This window comes from Phyllobacterium sp. (assembly GCF_037994425.1).
Taxonomy (GTDB): Bacteria; Pseudomonadota; Alphaproteobacteria; order Rhizobiales; family Rhizobiaceae; genus Phyllobacterium.
In genome coordinates this window covers 1-16513 of sequence record NZ_JBBNAM010000305.1, presented here as the reverse complement: position 1 = coordinate 16513, position 16513 = coordinate 1, and the positions used below count along the sequence as shown (strand labels likewise).

Genomic DNA, 16513 nt, shown 5'->3' with positions numbered 1-16513 from the left:
GGCAAAACGGGCAACGTCGTTGCGCGACCTGATTGCTTCGATCGAAAAGGACATGCAGGAAGTTCAGAAAGCCGCAAGCGCGGCAAGCGCCCAGGAGCAGCAGAAGCTTGAGGCCAGCCAACAGCGTGCCGATGATTTTGCCGCCAATCAGAACCGCCTTTCGGCCCAAGTCAACTTTACGTCTTTAAAAAGCCATCTCTCCCTGCCAGCAGCAGGAAAGCTCGTCCGGCATTTTGGCGATGATGATGGACTCGGCAGCGCCCTTCAGGGTGACACGCTGGAGACCCTTCCAGGAGCGACGATTACGGCGCCGATGGACGCTGTCGTCCTTTATGCCGGCGCATTTCGTTCCTATGGTCAGCTCTTGATACTTGATGCTGGGAACGGATATCATGTTGTCTTGGCGGGCATGAACAAAATCAATGTCTCCCAAAACCAATTTGTCTTGGCGGGAGAACCGGTCGGTGTGATGAACGAGCAACTAGTTGCCAGTACCGCACCAGTTCCGATGGGAAATGGAGCTCCAATGCTTTACATTGAGTTCCGAAAGGATACAAAACCTATTAATCCCGCTCCTTGGTGGGCGGATCGGCTTGCTGGAAGGACCGCAAATGATACGTAGGCTAACGCTTCTCATGGCTGGCGCACTGATGGGTGCAACAGCTATGGTCGTTGTGCAGGGTGCTCTGCCCACAACCGCTGCAGAAGCTGCGGGCACCGACACCTACAAACAGCTTTCAATTTTTGGTGATATCTTCGAGCGCGTGCGGGCTCAATATGTCACTCCGCCGGATGACAAGAAGCTCGTCGAAAGTGCGATCAACGGCATGCTGACCTCACTTGACCCGCATTCATCCTACATGAATGCCGAGCAGGCGCAGGACATGCGCGTCCAGACGAAGGGCGAATTCGGCGGCCTCGGCATCGAGGTCACCATGGAGAACGAACTGGTCAAGGTCATCTCCCCGATTGAGGATACGCCAGCTTCCAAGGCCGGTGTTCTGGCCGGCGACTACATATCGCAGATCGACGGAACTGACGTTCGCGGCATGACGCTCACCGACGCAGTCGACAAGATGCGCGGCGAGGTCAATACGCCGATCGAGCTGACGCTGATCCGGCAGGGTGCCGACAAGCCGATCAAGCTCACGATCGTCCGCGACGTCGTCAAGGTGAAGGCGGTCAAGTACCGCGTCGAGAACGATGTCGGCTATGTTCGCGTCATCTCCTTCACCGAACAGACGTTCGATGACCTGCAGAAGGCGATCAAGGACATTCAGAGCAAGGTTCCGAACGACAAGCTGAAGGGCTTTGTCCTCGACCTGCGCCTCAATCCTGGTGGCCTGCTCGATCAGGCGGTTGCGGTTTCCGATGCCTTCCTCGACAAGGGCGAAGTCGTTTCAACCCGTGGCCGCGACCCGCAGGACATCACGCGCTTTGATGCTCGCCCGGGCGACCTCACCAATGGCAAGCCACTGATCGTCCTCATCAACGGCGGTTCGGCGAGCGCGTCTGAGATCGTTGCCGGGGCGCTGCAGGATCATCGCCGCGGCACGGTCCTCGGAACTCGCTCTTTCGGCAAGGGTTCCGTCCAGACCATTATCCCGCTCGGCGAGAATGGTGCGCTGCGCCTGACGACCGCCCTCTATTACACGCCTGCCGGCAAGTCGATTCAGGGCAAGGGCATCGTGCCCGATATCGCCGTCGATCAACCTCTGCCGGACGACCTCAAGGGTCAGGATATCACCCGCGGTGAATCCGACCTCAAGGGTCACATCAAGGGCGTGCAGGAGGATGCGGAAGGTTCAGGCTCCATCGCCTATGTACCGCCAGATCCGAAGGATGACTTGCAGTTGATCCAGGCTCTGAAGCTCTTGCGCGGGGAACAGGCTAATGCGGCCTTCCCGGCTGACCCCAAGAAGGGCGTGCCAAACTGATATGACAAACGGGGCCAGGCTTAATTCAATCAGTCTGGCCCCGCTTGTTCTTACCAGTCGTTTCCTCCCTCTCCTTTATTTCTCCGGCCATCTCGCGTGAACGTCGATCTCAACCGGCCGCTGGGAAAAAACGGCAAACGGCCAAGTCTCTTCGGCAACATGACAGCTGGACGCTGGCTCCCGCCCGTCTTGGTGACGGCTTGTATCGTCGGATTGTCTTCCCTCATAACCTTCACGGGCCATCAGGGTTTTCGTAGTCCCGCGCCAGAGCCAACCGAACCACAGGTCGCCGAAACAGTTCCTCCTGAACTGGCGAGCAAGGCTCCGGCGCCTCCGACGCAGAATGCGAATGATCTTTCCGGCAAGGTGATCTCGCCTGAAGGGGGGCCGAAGGTGATCGTCGTCGGCGATCCCAACAAGCGCACGCAGGACCCGCGCACAGCCCACATTCCTGAGACGGACATGATCGAACAGACCCCGCAGGGCGCTTTGCCGATCATTGCGCCGGACGGGAGGCGTCCGCTGGATGTTTATGCGCGCCCATGGTCCGGCGCTCGAGGCGCGCGGGTCGCCATCGTCATCGGCGGCCTTGGGCTTTCGCAGACGGGTTCGCAAAACGCGATACGGGCACTGCCGGACGAGGTCACTCTGGCATTCTCCCCGGAAGGCAACAGCCTCGGTCGGTGGATGCAGGCGGCCAGGCAGGACGGCCATGAAATCCTCATGCAAATACCGCTCGAACCCTTCGACTATCCGCGAGTCAACCCTGGCCGCAACACGCTCACGGTCGATGCGCCGGCAGCAGCGCTCGAAAATCTGCATAAGACGATGGGCCGGATCACCAATTATACGGGTGTGATGAACTACATGGGCGCACGTTTCACCGCTGATGCCAATGCAATGACTCCGGTGATCCAGGACGTCGCAAGGCGTGGCCTGCTTTATCTCGACGACGGAACGTCCGCACGCAGCACCGCCGACGCGATTGCCGGCCAGCAGGGCGCTGCATTCGCTGCCTCCGATATTTTGATCGATGCGACGCAGGACCGTGGAACCATCCTCAAAAAGCTCGATGAACTCGAACGCATCGCCCGCGCCAAGGGCAGTGCCATCGCCACCGGGTCCGCGTTCGACATCACGGTCGAGGCGGTGGCGTCATGGGTCAACGAAGCAAAGACGCGGGGCATCGAAGTCGTTCCCATCTCGGCTCTTGTCCGCGATCCTCAAAACGGCTAGCAGGACGCAACCAGCATTTGGAGACTTCGCCATGAGGAAGAAGCCGGTCGATCCGCAATCCCTGCCTTACCGGCGGTGCGTCGGCATCATGGTCCTCAACAAGGAAGGTCTTGTTTGGGCAGGACATCGCATCATGATCCCGGGCGATGAAATGGACGGGGCGACGCAGCTCTGGCAGATGCCGCAAGGTGGTATCGACAAAGGCGAGGATCCCGAGCCGGCGGCCTTGCGCGAACTCTATGAAGAAACCGGCATGAAAAGCGTTTCGCTGTTGGCGGAGGCCCCCAAGTGGATCAACTACGAATTGCCGCCCCACCTCGTGGGCGTGGCGCTCAAGGGCAAATATCGCGGACAGACGCAAAAATGGTTCGCTTATCGGTTCGACGGAGACGAAAGCGAAATCGCGATCAACCCGCCGCCCGGCGGGCACACCGCCGAGTTCGATGAATGGGCTTGGAAACCCATGAGACAATTGCCCGATCTCATCGTGCCGTTCAAGCGCAACGTCTATGAAGAGGTTGTGGCCGCCTTCCGGCACCTCCCCGGCTGAACGCACCTATGATGCCGTTCGGACAAAATAAAAGCGGGCTCGAAAGCCCGCTCTAAAATTTCGAGGTGTGGATCGAGGGACCTCAAGCAGCCCTGAGAGCTTCCTCGAGCGTGGTCAATTGCCCAAGGAGGTCTTCGGCACGGGCACGCTCTTCGCGCGTTGTCGCATCTTCGAAGTCTTCCTTCGCGTCCTGGATGCGACGCTGCAACTCATCAGCCTTTATATCGGTAACGTGCACCGCCGATTCCGCGAGTAGAGTGCATCCATCGGGAGTGATGTCAACGAATCCGCCGAACACGACATAGCTGTCCGGCTTACCGTCGGCCATCTTCACCGTGACGACGCCGGGTTTTACCGTTGCCATCAGCGGCGCATGATGCGCCATCACCGTCATGTAACCTTCCGTGCCCGGAACCACGACTTCAATGACCTGTTCCGAAAGGAGCAGGCGCTCTGGCGATACGAGTTCGAACTGGAAGGCTTCTGCCATGATATTCACTCAATTTCCGTGGTCTTGACCATGATCGACAAGGGCGGGCCGGAGCCCGCCATCAGTCGCTGGATCAGGCAGCTTCCGCTGCCAGACGCTGTGCTTTCTCAATGGCTTCGTCGATCGAGCCCACCATGTAGAATGCAGCTTCCGGCAGGTGGTCGTAGTCACCGTTGCAGAGGCCTTTGAAGCCCTTGATCGTGTCCGCGAGATCGACCAGCTTGCCTGGCGAGCCCGTGAAGACTTCAGCAACGAAGAACGGCTGCGACAGGAAGCGCTCGATTTTGCGGGCGCGGGCAACAACCAGCTTGTCGTCTTCAGAAAGTTCGTCCATGCCGAGGATGGCGATGATGTCCTGAAGCGACTTGTAGCGCTGCAGGATCGACTGAACCTGACGAGCCGTCTGGTAGTGCTCTTCGCCAACGATCAACGGATCGAGCATGCGCGACGTCGAGTCCAGCGGATCAACAGCCGGGTAGATACCCTTTTCCGAAATGGCGCGGTTAAGAACCGTCGTCGCATCAAGGTGCGCGAATGATGTTGCCGGAGCAGGATCCGTCAAGTCGTCGGCAGGAACATAGATGGCCTGGACCGAAGTGATCGAGCCCTTGTGGGTCGTGGTGATCCGTTCCTGCATCGCGCCCATGTCGGTTGCGAGTGTCGGCTGGTAACCCACCGCGGACGGGATACGTCCGAGCAGCGCCGACACTTCCGAGCCAGCCTGGGTAAAGCGAAAAATATTGTCGACGAAGAACAGAACGTCCTGGCCCTGGTCGCGGAAGTGCTCGGCAACCGTCAGACCCGAGAGCGCAACACGGGCGCGGGCGCCTGGCGGCTCGTTCATCTGGCCGTAAACCAGCGCGGCCTTCGAGCCGGCACCGCCGCCTTCCTTGTTCACGCCCGATTCGATCATCTCGTGGTAAAGGTCGTTGCCCTCACGGGTACGCTCACCGACACCGGCGAAAACTGAGTAGCCACCGTGCGCCTTGGCGACGTTGTTGATCAGTTCCATGATGAGAACCGTCTTGCCGACGCCCGCACCGCCGAAGAGGCCGATCTTACCGCCACGCGCATAGGGTGCGAGAAGATCGACCACCTTGATGCCCGTCACCAGGATCTGGGCCTCGGTCGACTGCTCGACATATTCCGGCGCTGACTGATGGATGGCGCGCGTCACTTTCGTGTTGATCGGGCCGGCTTCATCGACCGGCTCGCCAATGACGTTCATGATACGGCCAAGCGTCTCATCACCAACGGGAACCATGATCGGCGAACCCGTATCATAGACGGGCTGGCCGCGGACGAGACCTTCGGTCGAGTCCATGGCGATCGTGCGAACGGTATTTTCACCGAGGTGCTGCGCGACTTCGAGAACCAGGCGGTTGCCGAGATTGTCGGTTTCCAGTGCGTTCAGGATCTGGGGCAGATCGCCGCCTTCAAATGCGACGTCGACGACGGCGCCGATGACCTGGCTGACGCGCCCTGCGGCACCGCTGGCCTTCAGCGCAGCCTTCGACGCAGCAGCCTTGGCAGGTGCTTTCGCTGCAACGGCCTTGGGCGCGGCTGCCTTTGCTGCCGGCTTGGCAGCGGCTTCCGCCTTTGCGGCAGCCGCCTTTGGTGCAGCTGCCTTTGCTGGCTTCGCTGCTGACGCAGCCGGTGCGGCTGCGGGTGTTTTCGGGGTCGCTGCTTTTGCCATCGATCCTTACCTTCGCGATTAGAGCGCTTCCGCGCCCGAAATGATTTCAATCAGTTCTTTGGTGATCTGAGCCTGACGCTGGCGGTTGTACGACATCGTCAGCTTGTTGATCATGTCACCGGCATTGCGGGTTGCATTGTCCATGGCGGACATGCGCGCACCCTGCTCCGACGCCGCGTTTTCAAGGAGAGCGCGGAAAACCTGGACGGAAATATTGCGCGGAATAAGGTCACCCAGAATGGATGCCGGATCCGGCTCATATTCATAAACGGCGTCGCCTGCACTTTCCGGTTCCGCATCGCCGATGGCGCTGGCCGGGATAAGCTGTTGGGCTGTCGGAATCTGCGAGATTACCGACTTGAACTCAGAGTAGAACAATGTCGCAACATCGAAGCCGCCCTCGTTGAAGAGCGAGATGATCCTGTGACCGATCGCGTCGGCATTGGCAAAACCTACCTGCTTCACTTCGCGAAGATCGACGTGATCGATGATGTGACGGCCGAGATCGCGGCGTAGAATGTCCGCGCCCTTCTTTCCGACGGTGATGATCTTGACGGTCTTGCCCTCGGCGATCAGGCGGCGAGCATAATCGCGCGCAAGGCGAACGATCTGCGCATTGAAACCGCCGCAGAGACCGCGTTCGGAGGTGCACACGACGAGCAGATGCACATCATCTTTGCCGGTCCCGCTCATCAGCACCGGCGCGTCAGCACCGTCCACGTTGGAAGCGATGTTCGCCAGCACCGCCGCCATGCGCTGCGAGTATGGGCGAGCCGCTACCGCAGCATCCTGCGCGCGACGCAGCTTCGCCGCCGCGACCATCTGCATCGCCTTGGTGATCTTCTGCGTCGCCTTGACCGAGGCGATCCGGTTTCTCAGATCCTTTAACGAAGGCATCCGTTCATCCCGTCAATGAAGTTTAAGCGAAAGACTTGGCGAAGGCGTCAACTGCTGCCTTCAGCGTGCCCTTGGTGTCGTCGCTGATCTGCTTTTCCTTGGCGATCGTATCGAGAATGTCCTTGTTCTCGGTGCGCAGCCAGGTGAGGAGGCCGTGCTCGAACTTGCCAACCTGATTGACGGCGAGCTTGTCGAGATAGCCATTGACGCCGGCGAAGATCACCGCAACCTGCTCTTCCGTCTTGAGCGGCGAGAACTGCGGCTGCTTCAAGAGCTCGGTCAGGCGTGCGCCACGGTTGAGGAGGCGCTGCGTGGATGCATCGAGGTCGGAGCCGAACTGCGCGAATGCCGCCATTTCGCGATACTGCGCGAGTTCACCCTTGATCGAGCCTGCAACCTGCTTCATCGCCTTGATCTGGGCAGCTGAACCCACGCGGGAAACCGACAAACCGACGTTAACGGCCGGGCGGATACCTTGGTAGAACAGGTTGGTTTCGAGGAAGATCTGGCCGTCCGTGATCGAGATGACGTTCGTCGGGATATAGGCCGAGACGTCGTTCGCCTGAGTCTCGATGACAGGCAGGGCAGTCAGCGAGCCGGCGCCATTTTCCTCATTGAGCTTGGCTGAACGCTCAAGCAGGCGGGAGTGGAGATAGAAAACGTCGCCCGGATAGGCTTCGCGGCCCGGGGGGCGGCGCAGCAAGAGCGACATCTGGCGGTAGGCGACGGCCTGCTTCGACAGATCGTCATAGCCGATCAGGGCATGCATGCCATTGTCGCGGAAGTATTCGCCCATGGCGCAGCCCGCAAACGGAGCGAGATACTGCATCGGAGCCGGATCGGATGCCGTTGCGGCAACGACGATCGAGTATTCGAGAGCACCACGCTCTTCGAGAATCTTGACAAACTGCGCGACGGTCGAACGCTTCTGGCCGATAGCGACGTAGACGCAATAGAGCTTGTCCGTCTCGTTGCCAGCATCGTGAGCCGGCTTCTGATTAAGGAACGTGTCGAGAATGATCGCGGTCTTGCCGGTCTGGCGGTCACCGATGACGAGCTCGCGCTGACCACGCCCAACCGGGATGAGGGCATCGATTGCCTTCAGGCCTGTCGACATCGGCTCGTGAACTGACTTGCGCGGGATGATGCCTGGCGCCTTGACGTCGACGCGGGAACGCTGCGTCGCCTTGATTGGGCCCTTGCCGTCGATCGGATTGCCGAGCGCGTCAACGACGCGGCCGAGCAGTTCCTTGCCGACCGGAACGTCAACGATCGCGCCGGTGCGTTTGACGGTATCGCCTTCCTTGATGTCACGGTCCGAACCGAAGATAACGACACCGACGTTGTCGCTTTCAAGGTTCAAGGCCATGCCACGGGTACCGCCCGGGAACTCGACCATCTCACCGGCCTGAACATTGTCCAGACCATAGACGCGAGCGATACCGTCACCGACGGACAGAACCTGGCCGACTTCGGAGACCTCTGCCTCCTGGCCGAAATTCTCGATTTGCTTTTTCAGGATTGCGGAAATTTCCGCGGCGCGGATGTCCATCAGCCGACCTCTTTCAGTGCAAGCTTAAGCGAAGAAAGTTTTGTGCGAAGTGAAGTGTCGATCTGGCGCGACCCCAACTTGACGATGAGGCCTCCGAGAATCGACGGATCGACGGTGACATTGATTGTCACGTCCTTGCCGGCGACGCCTTTCAGCGTGGCCTTCAGTTCGGTTTCCTGCGCCGCGGTAAGGGCATGCGCGGAAGTAACATCTGCCGTTACCTCGCCGCGATGCTCAGCGGCAATCTGGCGGAACGACTTGATCATGGAAGGTACGGCGAAGAGGCGGCGGTTTTGCGCAGCAACGCGCAGGAAATTGCCGACCAGACCGCCAATATTGGCTTGCGTCAGAATAGCCGAGATAGCCTTTACCTGATCGCCGGAAGAGAACACCGGGCTCGAAATCAAGCGCTTCAGATCGGGACTGCCATTGAAGAGAGCCTCGAAACGATCGAGATTCTTTTCGACCTCGGCAAGCGAATTCGCTTCCAGCGCAAGTTCGAACAACGAACCCGCATAACGCTGGGCAACACCGGAAATGAGCGACGAAGTTTCTGCCACGAACGACAAGCTCTCTGGTTTGGAGCCAAAAATCAGGAAACCGGAAGGAAGTTTTCGGTCAAATCTTTGGCATTATTGATTTTTTTACCGCCTTGAGCGCAGCCCTGAAGCTGCCTTAGACGTGATTTGAATGCCGTCTAGCATAGGAAGACAGGACTCGCAACACGCGAATCCGCTAAAACAGGCGGCAGAATCGCCGCAGCTTCGGATAATTATGAGTGAGCCATTCCACTAACCCTTCGCGGGTTAGGCAACAAAGCCGAAGGCAAACAGGAGCGGACCTGCCGCAAGCAGCAGTTCAACAACGACCCACGCCCAGTTATAGGGTTTGTTGCCGCCGTCGGACATCATCGAAATCAAGCGGCCAAAGACCGTGAAACCCCAGGAGACGCCAAGTGCGATCCACAGAAAGGGTTGAGCAAAAACAAGGGCGCAGAGTCCGAGGCCGAGATAGAAACCCGCGAATGTCGCCCGGATTTCGGAAAGCGCCTCGGGGCGCTCCGGTTTCGTCTGCAAACGCAGGATCCTCATTGCTATGCGAGGCGCGAAAAAGAAGATCAGGCCGAAGATGAGCGTGATGGCCGCCGACAGCCACGCCATCCATTCGCCCTGACTGGCCGGCAAATAGAGTTCCATGATCCCCTGCCCCTTCCGCCGAAGCGTTAACTGAGATTCAATCTTATAAGAAGCTTTGGGGATCGATATCAACCTGCACCCGCACGGATCCACGTTCTTTTGGCCCCGCCGCAAGCATGGCGCGAATGAATCCTTGCAGGTCTGCCTTGCGCGTACCGTGAACGAGGAGACGAAAGCGATGGCGACCGCGTATAAGGGCGAGCGGCGCCTCCGCCGGCCCGAGGACGCTGATCTGGTCCGATACCGGGGCAGCGCGGCGCAGGGCCCGTGCGTGCGCTTCCGCTTCCTGCCGCGTTGCGGCCGAGATGATCAGCGATCCGAGCCGTCCGAACGGCGGTAGGCCGGACCGTTCGCGCTCTTCGATCTCCCGCTCATAAAAGGCCTGTGCATCACCCGAAACAATGGCCCGCATTACCGGATGATCCGGTTGGTACGTCTGCAAGAGGCCAAGGCTCTTCTTGCCGGTTCGCCCGGCCCGGCCCGTCACCTGACTCAGGAGCTGGAAGGTACGCTCCGCTGCACGTGGATCGCCATTGGCAAGCCCGAGGTCGGCATCGACCACGCCGACAAGCGTCATGTTAGGGAAGTTGTGCCCCTTGGCGACAAGCTGCGTGCCGATGACGATATCTGCCTCTCCCTTTGCGATCGCATCGAGTTCGAGCCGCAGGCGCTTGACGCCCATAAGATCCGAGGAGAGCACGATGATGCGCGCGTCAGGGAAAGTCATTTCCACCTCCTCGGCGATCCGCTCGACGCCGGGGCCGCAAGCGACCAGATGATCCAACGTGCCGCACGACGGGCAAGCCTCGGGCCGTGCTTCGTGGTGACCGCACTGGTGGCACACAAGTTGGCCGCGAAAGCGGTGCTCGACCAGCCAGCTCGAGCAGTCCGGACATTGGAAGCGGTGGCCGCAAGCCCGGCACAGGGTCAAGGGCGCATAGCCGCGCCGGTTGAGGAAGAGGAGCGACTGATCCTTGCGCTGCAATGTCTGGTTAATTGCCTCCACCAGCGCCGGAGAAAGAAATCCGCCCGGCCTTGGCGGTGACCTGCGCATGTCGATGGCTTTGAGATCCGGCATGGCCGCTTCGGCGTAGCGACCGGGCAGACGGATGCGCTTGTAACGCCCCTGGTTGGCATTAACCTGGCTTTCGATCGATGGCGTCGCCGAGGCAAGGATAACGGGAAAGCTGCCGATGTGGCCGCGCATCACCGCCATGTCACGGGCGTTGTAGCAGACGCGGTCTTCCTGTTTGTAGGCTGGGTCGTGCTCCTCGTCGACAACGATAAGCCCTAGCTCCTGAAACGGCAGGAACAGCGCCGAGCGCGCCCCGGCGACGACCCTCACCTGCCCTTCCATGACCTGACGCCACACCCGCTCGCGCATGCGCGGCGCAAGATCGGAATGCCACTCCGCCGGTTTCGAACCGAAGCGATCATGAAACCGATCGAGAAACTGCTGCGTCAGCGCGATCTCCGGAAGCAGGATCAACACCTGCCTGCCTTGTTGGATGGCCTTGGCGACGGCCTCGAAATAGACCTCCGTCTTGCCGGAGCCCGTAACGCCGTCAAGCAGCGAAACCGAAAACCCGCCCGTCGTCATGGCTTCGACGAGTTGGTTTGCTGCCTCGTCCTGATCGGCCGATAGAGCCGCCTTAGCATAGTCGCTGTCTGGCGCGGCAACGACAGGGCGGGCCGGGATCATTATTTGTTCGAATACGCCCTGTGCAACAAGACCGTCGACCACGGTTGCCGAAACTCCGGCAGCGTGGGCAAGGCCGGTGCGGGTCCATGCCATGCCGCCTTCGGCAAGTTCGAGGACACGGGCGCGCGCGCCGGTCATACGGTCAGGTTCCCGACCTGCAAAGCGCAAGCCCGGCACCGGCGGCTCGGGGTCGAAGGCGGCAGGCACCCGAAGGACCATGCGTGCCACCATTCCGGGCGGCGACAGCGTATAGTCGGCGGCCCAACGCATGAACCGCATCATGCCGTCGTCGACCGGCGGGCAGTCGAAAAGCTCGGATATGGGCCGTAGTTTCTTGGCATCGACGCTATCGGTCGAGCCGTCCGTTACAATGCCCGCCACTTCACGCGGACCGAGCGGCACCCTTACAATCGACCCCGCCTTCACCTCCATGCCATCCGGCACGGCATAGCTATAGGGCCGCTCTGCCGGCATCGGCACAAGCACCGGAACTGTTTTTTGCGGGATGAACGAATCCTGACTCATATATACGTGACCTTGGCGCGCCTTTCGGATAAAGAAAAGTCACTTTCCGGGAGATATATTTGATCTCTCATTTCGACACCCGCATATCAGGAAGGAATGTTCCCATGAAATTCTTTGTCGACACCGCCGACGTGACTGAAATCCGCGAGCTTAACGATCTCGGATTGCTTGACGGCGTAACAACCAATCCTTCGCTGATCCTCAAATCCGGTGGCAGCATTATCGAAGTCACGAAGGAAATTTGCAGCATCGTCAAGGGGCCCGTGTCGGCCGAAGTTGCGGCAACCGAATATGAACAGATGATGAAGGAAGCAGCCGTGCTCGCGCGCATCGCCGACAATATCTGCATCAAGGTGCCGCTCACTCTCGACGGCCTAAAGGCATGCAAGGCCTTGCGCTCGGAGGGACATCTGGTCAACGTAACGCTCTGCTTTTCCGCCAATCAGGCGCTCCTTGCCGCCAAGGCCGGCGCCACTTTCATCTCGCCGTTCATTGGCCGCATCGACGATATGGGGATCAACGGCATGGAACTGATTTCCGAAATCCGCACTATCTATGATAATTACGATTACAAGACGGAGATCCTTGCCGCCTCGATCCGCACCGTCAACCACGTCAAGGAAGCCGCTCTCATCGGGGCAGATGTCGCCACCGTTCCGCCTGCAACGCTGAAGGCGCTGGTCAAGCATCCTTTGACCGACAAAGGCCTCGAAGCCTTCATTTCCGATTGGAAGAAGACGGGTCAGACGATCGCCTGATCAACTAGACATCACTGATAAAACGCCCGCCCCTCGCAAGATCGGCGGGCTTTTTCGTACCCGCGGCAAATACCGGTTCGCCACGCAATGGCCTTGGCAAGTACCCCGAGCAAGAGGCCATCCAAACCTGTGTGGGCTCCGCCAATCGGACAAACATATTCCCCATGGCTAGTGCGTCAGGCGCATTTGGCGAGGTTACTGATTTTTTGTCAGGTCCTGGGCAACGCTGAGGTGGATCGCCTGCGCGACTTCCGCGGCCGCACGGTTATAGGCATCGCGATAGGCCCTTTGGACAGCGTACTGCTGCCTTGGCGCGTCATAACCAGCATTGACGAGGCGGCTACCCCTGCCGATGACCTGTCCGTCAGAAGCGCGGGTCAGCACATAATTGCCCGTCATGCGGATTGAACCAGCGGTCGGCTGGCCCGACTTGTCATTGGTGGCATTCTGGATAAGCGCCAAGGATATATTCTGCGAGATGATCCCGAGTTGCAACGTATAGGCAACATGCGTCGGTTCGCCCGAGCCGCCTCCAAAGAGGAAGATCAGGTTGTTGCGTACTTCCTGGGTAACGCGGTCAGCGGCCGGGTTGACGGAGACCGTCGCCAGCCTGGAGCGCACGCTGCCTGACACGCCGGCAGCCGTGCTGCCGACGGGGCCCGGATCGGAATAGAGCGGCCGGACCTGGCAACCGCTTGCAAACAATGCCATGCCGAGAACGCAGAGGGGAAGCAGCCGCTTGACGACGGAACCCGGCTGAAAACGATCAGGCAACGACATTGATGATCCTCTGCGGCACGATAATAACCTTCTTGGGCGAATTACCATTCAGCGCGGCCTTGACAAAATCAAGGGCAAGGGTGGCTTTTTCGACCGCCAATTGATCCGCATCGCGGGCAATTGTCAAATCGCCTCGCTTCTTGCCATTGATCTGTACCGGCATGGTCACTTCGTTCTCGATGATCAACGTCTCGTTGTATGATGGCCAAGGTTGATGGGCCACGAGATCCGCGCCACCCAAGGCTTTCCAGCATTCCTCGGCAAGGTGCGGCATCATCGGCGCGATCATTGCGATCAACATGTTCGTTGCTTCGCGCGATGCCGCGATCGTCGCCGCGTCCGCTTCGCCGGTAGCGATCTTCTGCAGGGGGCCTGCAAGCGTGTTGACGAGCTCATAGAGACGGGCCACCGCCTTGTTGAAGGCCAGCTTCTCGATATCTTCGCCCACGGCCTTGACGGTCCTGTGCGCAGCCTTGGAGATCGCCAAGGCGTCGCCCTCGACCGCTGTAACGCCATCGACTCTCTTCAACGCATCGGCCGCTCCCGAGATCAGGCGCCAGACACGCTGTACGAATCGGTGCGCGCCCTCGACGCCGGCTTCAGTCCAGATCACATCGCGCTCGGGTGGGGAATCCGACAGCATGAACCAACGGGCCGTGTCGGCGCCGTAAGAGGCGATGATGTCGTCCGGATCGACCACGTTCTTCTTCGACTTCGACATCTTCTCGATCGAGCCGATTTCCACCGCTTCGCCGGTTGCAATCAGGCTTGCACGCCGTTTGCCATCCGTCTCTTCGACCTTGACATCAGCCGGCGTGACCCAGCCGTCCTTGCCCTTGTAGGTCTCGTGCACGACCATTCCCTGCGTGAACATGCCCTTAAACGGCTCACTGATGTCGAGATGACCGGCAACCTTCATCGCCCGCGTGAAGAAACGCGAATAAAGCAGATGCAGGATCGCATGCTCGATGCCGCCAATATATTGATCAACGGGCAGCCAATGGTTCGCGGCCTTCGGCTCGGTCGGCTCATTTGCCCAAGGGGCAGTGAAGCGCGCGAAATACCAGGACGAATCGACGAACGTGTCCATCGTGTCGGTCTCGCGCCGCGCGGCCTTGCCGCATTGCGGGCAATTGACGTGCCGCCAGGTCGGGTGACGGTCAAGCGGATTGCCCGGACGGTCGAATTCAACGTCGTCCGGCAGCTTGACCGGCAGATCGGCTTTCGGCACGGGAACTACGCCACAATCGTCGCAATGGATCATCGGAATCGGGCAGCCCCAATAGCGCTGCCGGGAGATGCCCCAGTCGCGCAGACGGAAATTGATCTTGCGCTCGCCCTGCGGGCGGTTGCCAATGGTCTGCTTTTCCAGCCGTTTTGCGACCTCGTCGAAAGCCTGGGCCGGTGACAAGCCATCGAGAAAGCGCGAATTGATCATCACGCCATCATCGACATAGGCCGTTTCAGTAATCTGGAACGTTGCTGGGTCAGCGTCGCTTGGCATGACCACCGCCACGACTGGCAGGCCGTACTTGTTTGCAAAATCAAGGTCGCGCTGGTCGCCCGACGGGCAACCGAAAATCGCGCCCGTGCCATAGTCCATCAGGACAAAGTTGGCGACATAGACCGGCAACTTCCATTCGGGGTCGAACGGGTGCGCGACCCGCAGGCCGGTGTCAAAGCCCTTTTTCTCGGCGGTCTCGAGTGCAACGACGGAGGTGCCGGCGTGGCGGCATTCCTCGTTGAACTGCGCCAGCGCGGTATTCGATTCCGCCGCCTTCTTCGCCAATGGGTGGTCGGCGGCAATGGCGATGAATGAGGCGCCGAACAGCGTATCTGGCCGGGTCGTATAGACCTCGATCTCGCTCTCGCCCTCAATGTGCGATTTTTCGTCCAGCGCCCAGCGAATCAGCATGCCTTCGGACTTGCCGATCCAGTTGCGCTGCATCAGGCGCACCTTGTCAGGCCACTGATCGAGCCCGTCAAGCGCGCTCAGCAACTCCTCATTGAAGTCGGTGATCTTGAAGAACCACTGTGTCAGTTCGCGCTGCTCGACCAGGGCGCCGGAGCGCCAGCCGCGACCGTCAATGACCTGCTCATTGGCGAGCACCGTCATGTCCTCCGGGTCCCAATTGACCTTTGAGGATTTGCGCGTCACCAGGCCCTTCTCGACGAAATCGAGGAATAGCATCTGCTGGCGGTGATAGTACTCGACATCACAGGTGGCGAATTCGCGCGACCAGTCGAGTGACAGGCCCATCGATTTGAGCTGGCCGCGCATCGTCTCGATGTTCTGATAGGTCCAGGCTTTCGGATGGACCTTGTTCTGCATGGCGGCATTTTCCGCAGGCATACCGAAGGCGTCCCAACCCATGGGATGCAGGACGTTGAATCCCCTGGCGCGCTTGTAGCGCGCAACGACATCGCCCATTGCGTAATTGCGCACATGCCCCATGTGGATGCGTCCCGACGGATAGGGAAACATCTCGAGCACGTAATACGGATCGCGCGGATCATCGTTGCGTGTTTCGAAAAGCTTGGCTTCGTTCCACACGTTCTGCCAATGCTTCTCTGCTACACGGGGATTGTATCGTTCGGTTGCCATGAACGGGATTCTCTTGCAAAGGATAGTAATGCGGGACCTTCACCATGGATTGGTGAGACCGTCAACCACTTGAAGCTGAAACCAGCCCGCGAAACCGGGCCGCCAGGTAATAAATAGGACTAAACGAGCCGATGCCCAATGCCGTCGATCAACTTTTTGCCGTTCAAGCAGCCATCCGCAAGGCTGAAGCCGAGGCCGGTCGCCCAGGCGGCTCGGTAACGCTGGTCGCCGTGTCCAAGACATTTGGCGACGAAGCCATCCGTCCGGTCCTTGAAGCTGGTCAACGCGTCTTCGGTGAAAACCGTGTGCAGGAGGCGCAAGCAAAATGGCCGGCGCTACGCCGTGATTTCGCCGATGTAGAGCTGCATCTGATCGGACCGCTCCAGTCCAACAAGACGGAGGACGCGGTGGCGCTGTTCGACGTGATCGAGACCGTCGACCGCGAAAAGATCGCCGCGGCCCTCAGCAAGGAAATGCGCAAGCAAGGCCGGTTTCCAAGGCTTTACGTGCAGGTCAACACCGGCTCCGAACCACAGAAGGCCGGCATCGATCCCAAGGATGCGGTCGCTTTCGTCAAGCGCTGCAACGA

Annotated in this window: 15 protein-coding genes; 6 read left to right on the top strand and 9 right to left on the bottom strand. The window is 59.6% G+C overall.

Annotation, left to right across the window (positions count from 1 at the left end; all coding sequences use genetic code 11):
* From AAAB35_RS20790 to AAAB35_RS20775, 4 genes are all read left to right on the top strand, one after another.
* Positions 1-622, top strand: a 622-nt coding sequence (locus AAAB35_RS20790) for a peptidoglycan DD-metalloendopeptidase family protein (protein WP_340670177.1), incomplete at its 5' end; no start/stop codon positions are given.
* Positions 612-1937: a S41 family peptidase gene (locus tag AAAB35_RS20785; RefSeq protein ID WP_340670176.1), complete on the top strand. Its 1326-nt coding sequence runs from the start codon at positions 612-614 to the stop codon at positions 1935-1937. The genes AAAB35_RS20790 and AAAB35_RS20785, both read left to right, overlap by 11 nt.
* Positions 1938-2033: 96 nt before the next feature.
* Positions 2034-3173 carry a divergent polysaccharide deacetylase family protein gene (locus AAAB35_RS20780; RefSeq protein ID WP_340670175.1) on the top strand — a complete coding sequence of 380 codons (1140 nt, stop codon included), beginning with the start codon at positions 2034-2036 and terminating at the stop codon, positions 3171-3173.
* A 31-nt stretch (positions 3174-3204) separates the two neighbouring features.
* Positions 3205-3723, top strand: a complete 519-nt coding sequence (locus AAAB35_RS20775; protein ID WP_340670174.1) for an RNA pyrophosphohydrolase — start codon at positions 3205-3207, stop codon at positions 3721-3723.
* An 82-nt stretch (positions 3724-3805) separates the two neighbouring features.
* Here the strand turns inward: AAAB35_RS20775 and AAAB35_RS20770 are convergent, their stop codons facing one another.
* The 7 genes from AAAB35_RS20770 to AAAB35_RS20740 all read right to left on the bottom strand — a co-directional run bounded on the left by AAAB35_RS20770 (position 3806) and on the right by AAAB35_RS20740 (position 11781).
* Positions 3806-4213 carry a F0F1 ATP synthase subunit epsilon gene (locus AAAB35_RS20770; protein ID WP_340670173.1) on the bottom strand — a complete coding sequence of 136 codons (408 nt, stop codon included), beginning with the start codon at positions 4211-4213 and terminating at the stop codon, positions 3806-3808.
* Between the two features lie 73 nt (positions 4214-4286).
* Positions 4287-5909 carry a F0F1 ATP synthase subunit beta gene (atpD, locus tag AAAB35_RS20765; RefSeq protein ID WP_340670172.1) on the bottom strand — a complete coding sequence of 541 codons (1623 nt, stop codon included), beginning with the start codon at positions 5907-5909 and terminating at the stop codon, positions 4287-4289.
* A gap of 18 nt (positions 5910-5927) precedes the next feature.
* On the bottom strand, positions 5928-6806 hold the full coding sequence (locus tag AAAB35_RS20760) for a F0F1 ATP synthase subunit gamma (protein WP_340670171.1): 879 nt from the start codon (positions 6804-6806) through the stop codon (positions 5928-5930).
* A 22-nt stretch (positions 6807-6828) separates the two neighbouring features.
* Positions 6829-8358, bottom strand: a complete 1530-nt coding sequence (gene atpA, locus AAAB35_RS20755) for a F0F1 ATP synthase subunit alpha (RefSeq protein ID WP_340670170.1) — start codon at positions 8356-8358, stop codon at positions 6829-6831.
* Complete coding sequence (locus tag AAAB35_RS20750; protein ID WP_340670169.1) at positions 8358-8918, bottom strand: F0F1 ATP synthase subunit delta; 561 nt, start codon at positions 8916-8918, stop codon at positions 8358-8360. Before AAAB35_RS20750 ends, atpA begins: the two co-directional genes overlap by 1 nt.
* Positions 8919-9164: 246 nt before the next feature.
* Positions 9165-9554 (bottom strand): DUF4345 family protein, encoded by a 390-nt coding sequence (locus AAAB35_RS20745; protein ID WP_340670168.1) that lies wholly within the window; start codon positions 9552-9554, stop codon positions 9165-9167.
* A gap of 43 nt (positions 9555-9597) precedes the next feature.
* Positions 9598-11781, bottom strand: coding sequence for a primosomal protein N' (locus AAAB35_RS20740; protein WP_340670167.1), 2184 nt, complete (start codon positions 11779-11781; stop codon positions 9598-9600).
* 104 nt (positions 11782-11885) lie between these two features.
* On the opposite strand from AAAB35_RS20740, the gene fsa reads away from it, so the two are divergent.
* The gene (fsa, locus tag AAAB35_RS20735; RefSeq protein ID WP_340670166.1) at positions 11886-12539 is read left to right on the top strand and encodes a fructose-6-phosphate aldolase; all 654 of its coding nucleotides are present in this window, start codon (positions 11886-11888) and stop codon (positions 12537-12539) included.
* 195 nt (positions 12540-12734) lie between these two features.
* Here fsa and lptE read toward each other — a convergent pair whose 3' ends face one another.
* On the bottom strand, positions 12735-13319 hold the full coding sequence (lptE, locus tag AAAB35_RS20730) for an LPS assembly lipoprotein LptE (protein ID WP_340670165.1): 585 nt from the start codon (positions 13317-13319) through the stop codon (positions 12735-12737).
* The gene (gene leuS, locus AAAB35_RS20725; protein WP_340670164.1) at positions 13306-15924 is read right to left on the bottom strand and encodes a leucine--tRNA ligase; all 2619 of its coding nucleotides are present in this window, start codon (positions 15922-15924) and stop codon (positions 13306-13308) included. The genes lptE and leuS overlap by 14 nt, the downstream gene beginning before the upstream one ends.
* A gap of 131 nt (positions 15925-16055) precedes the next feature.
* Between leuS and AAAB35_RS20720 the strand changes: the two genes are divergently transcribed.
* A partial coding sequence (locus AAAB35_RS20720; RefSeq protein WP_340670163.1) for a YggS family pyridoxal phosphate enzyme occupies positions 16056-16513 on the top strand: 458 nt, incomplete at its 3' end.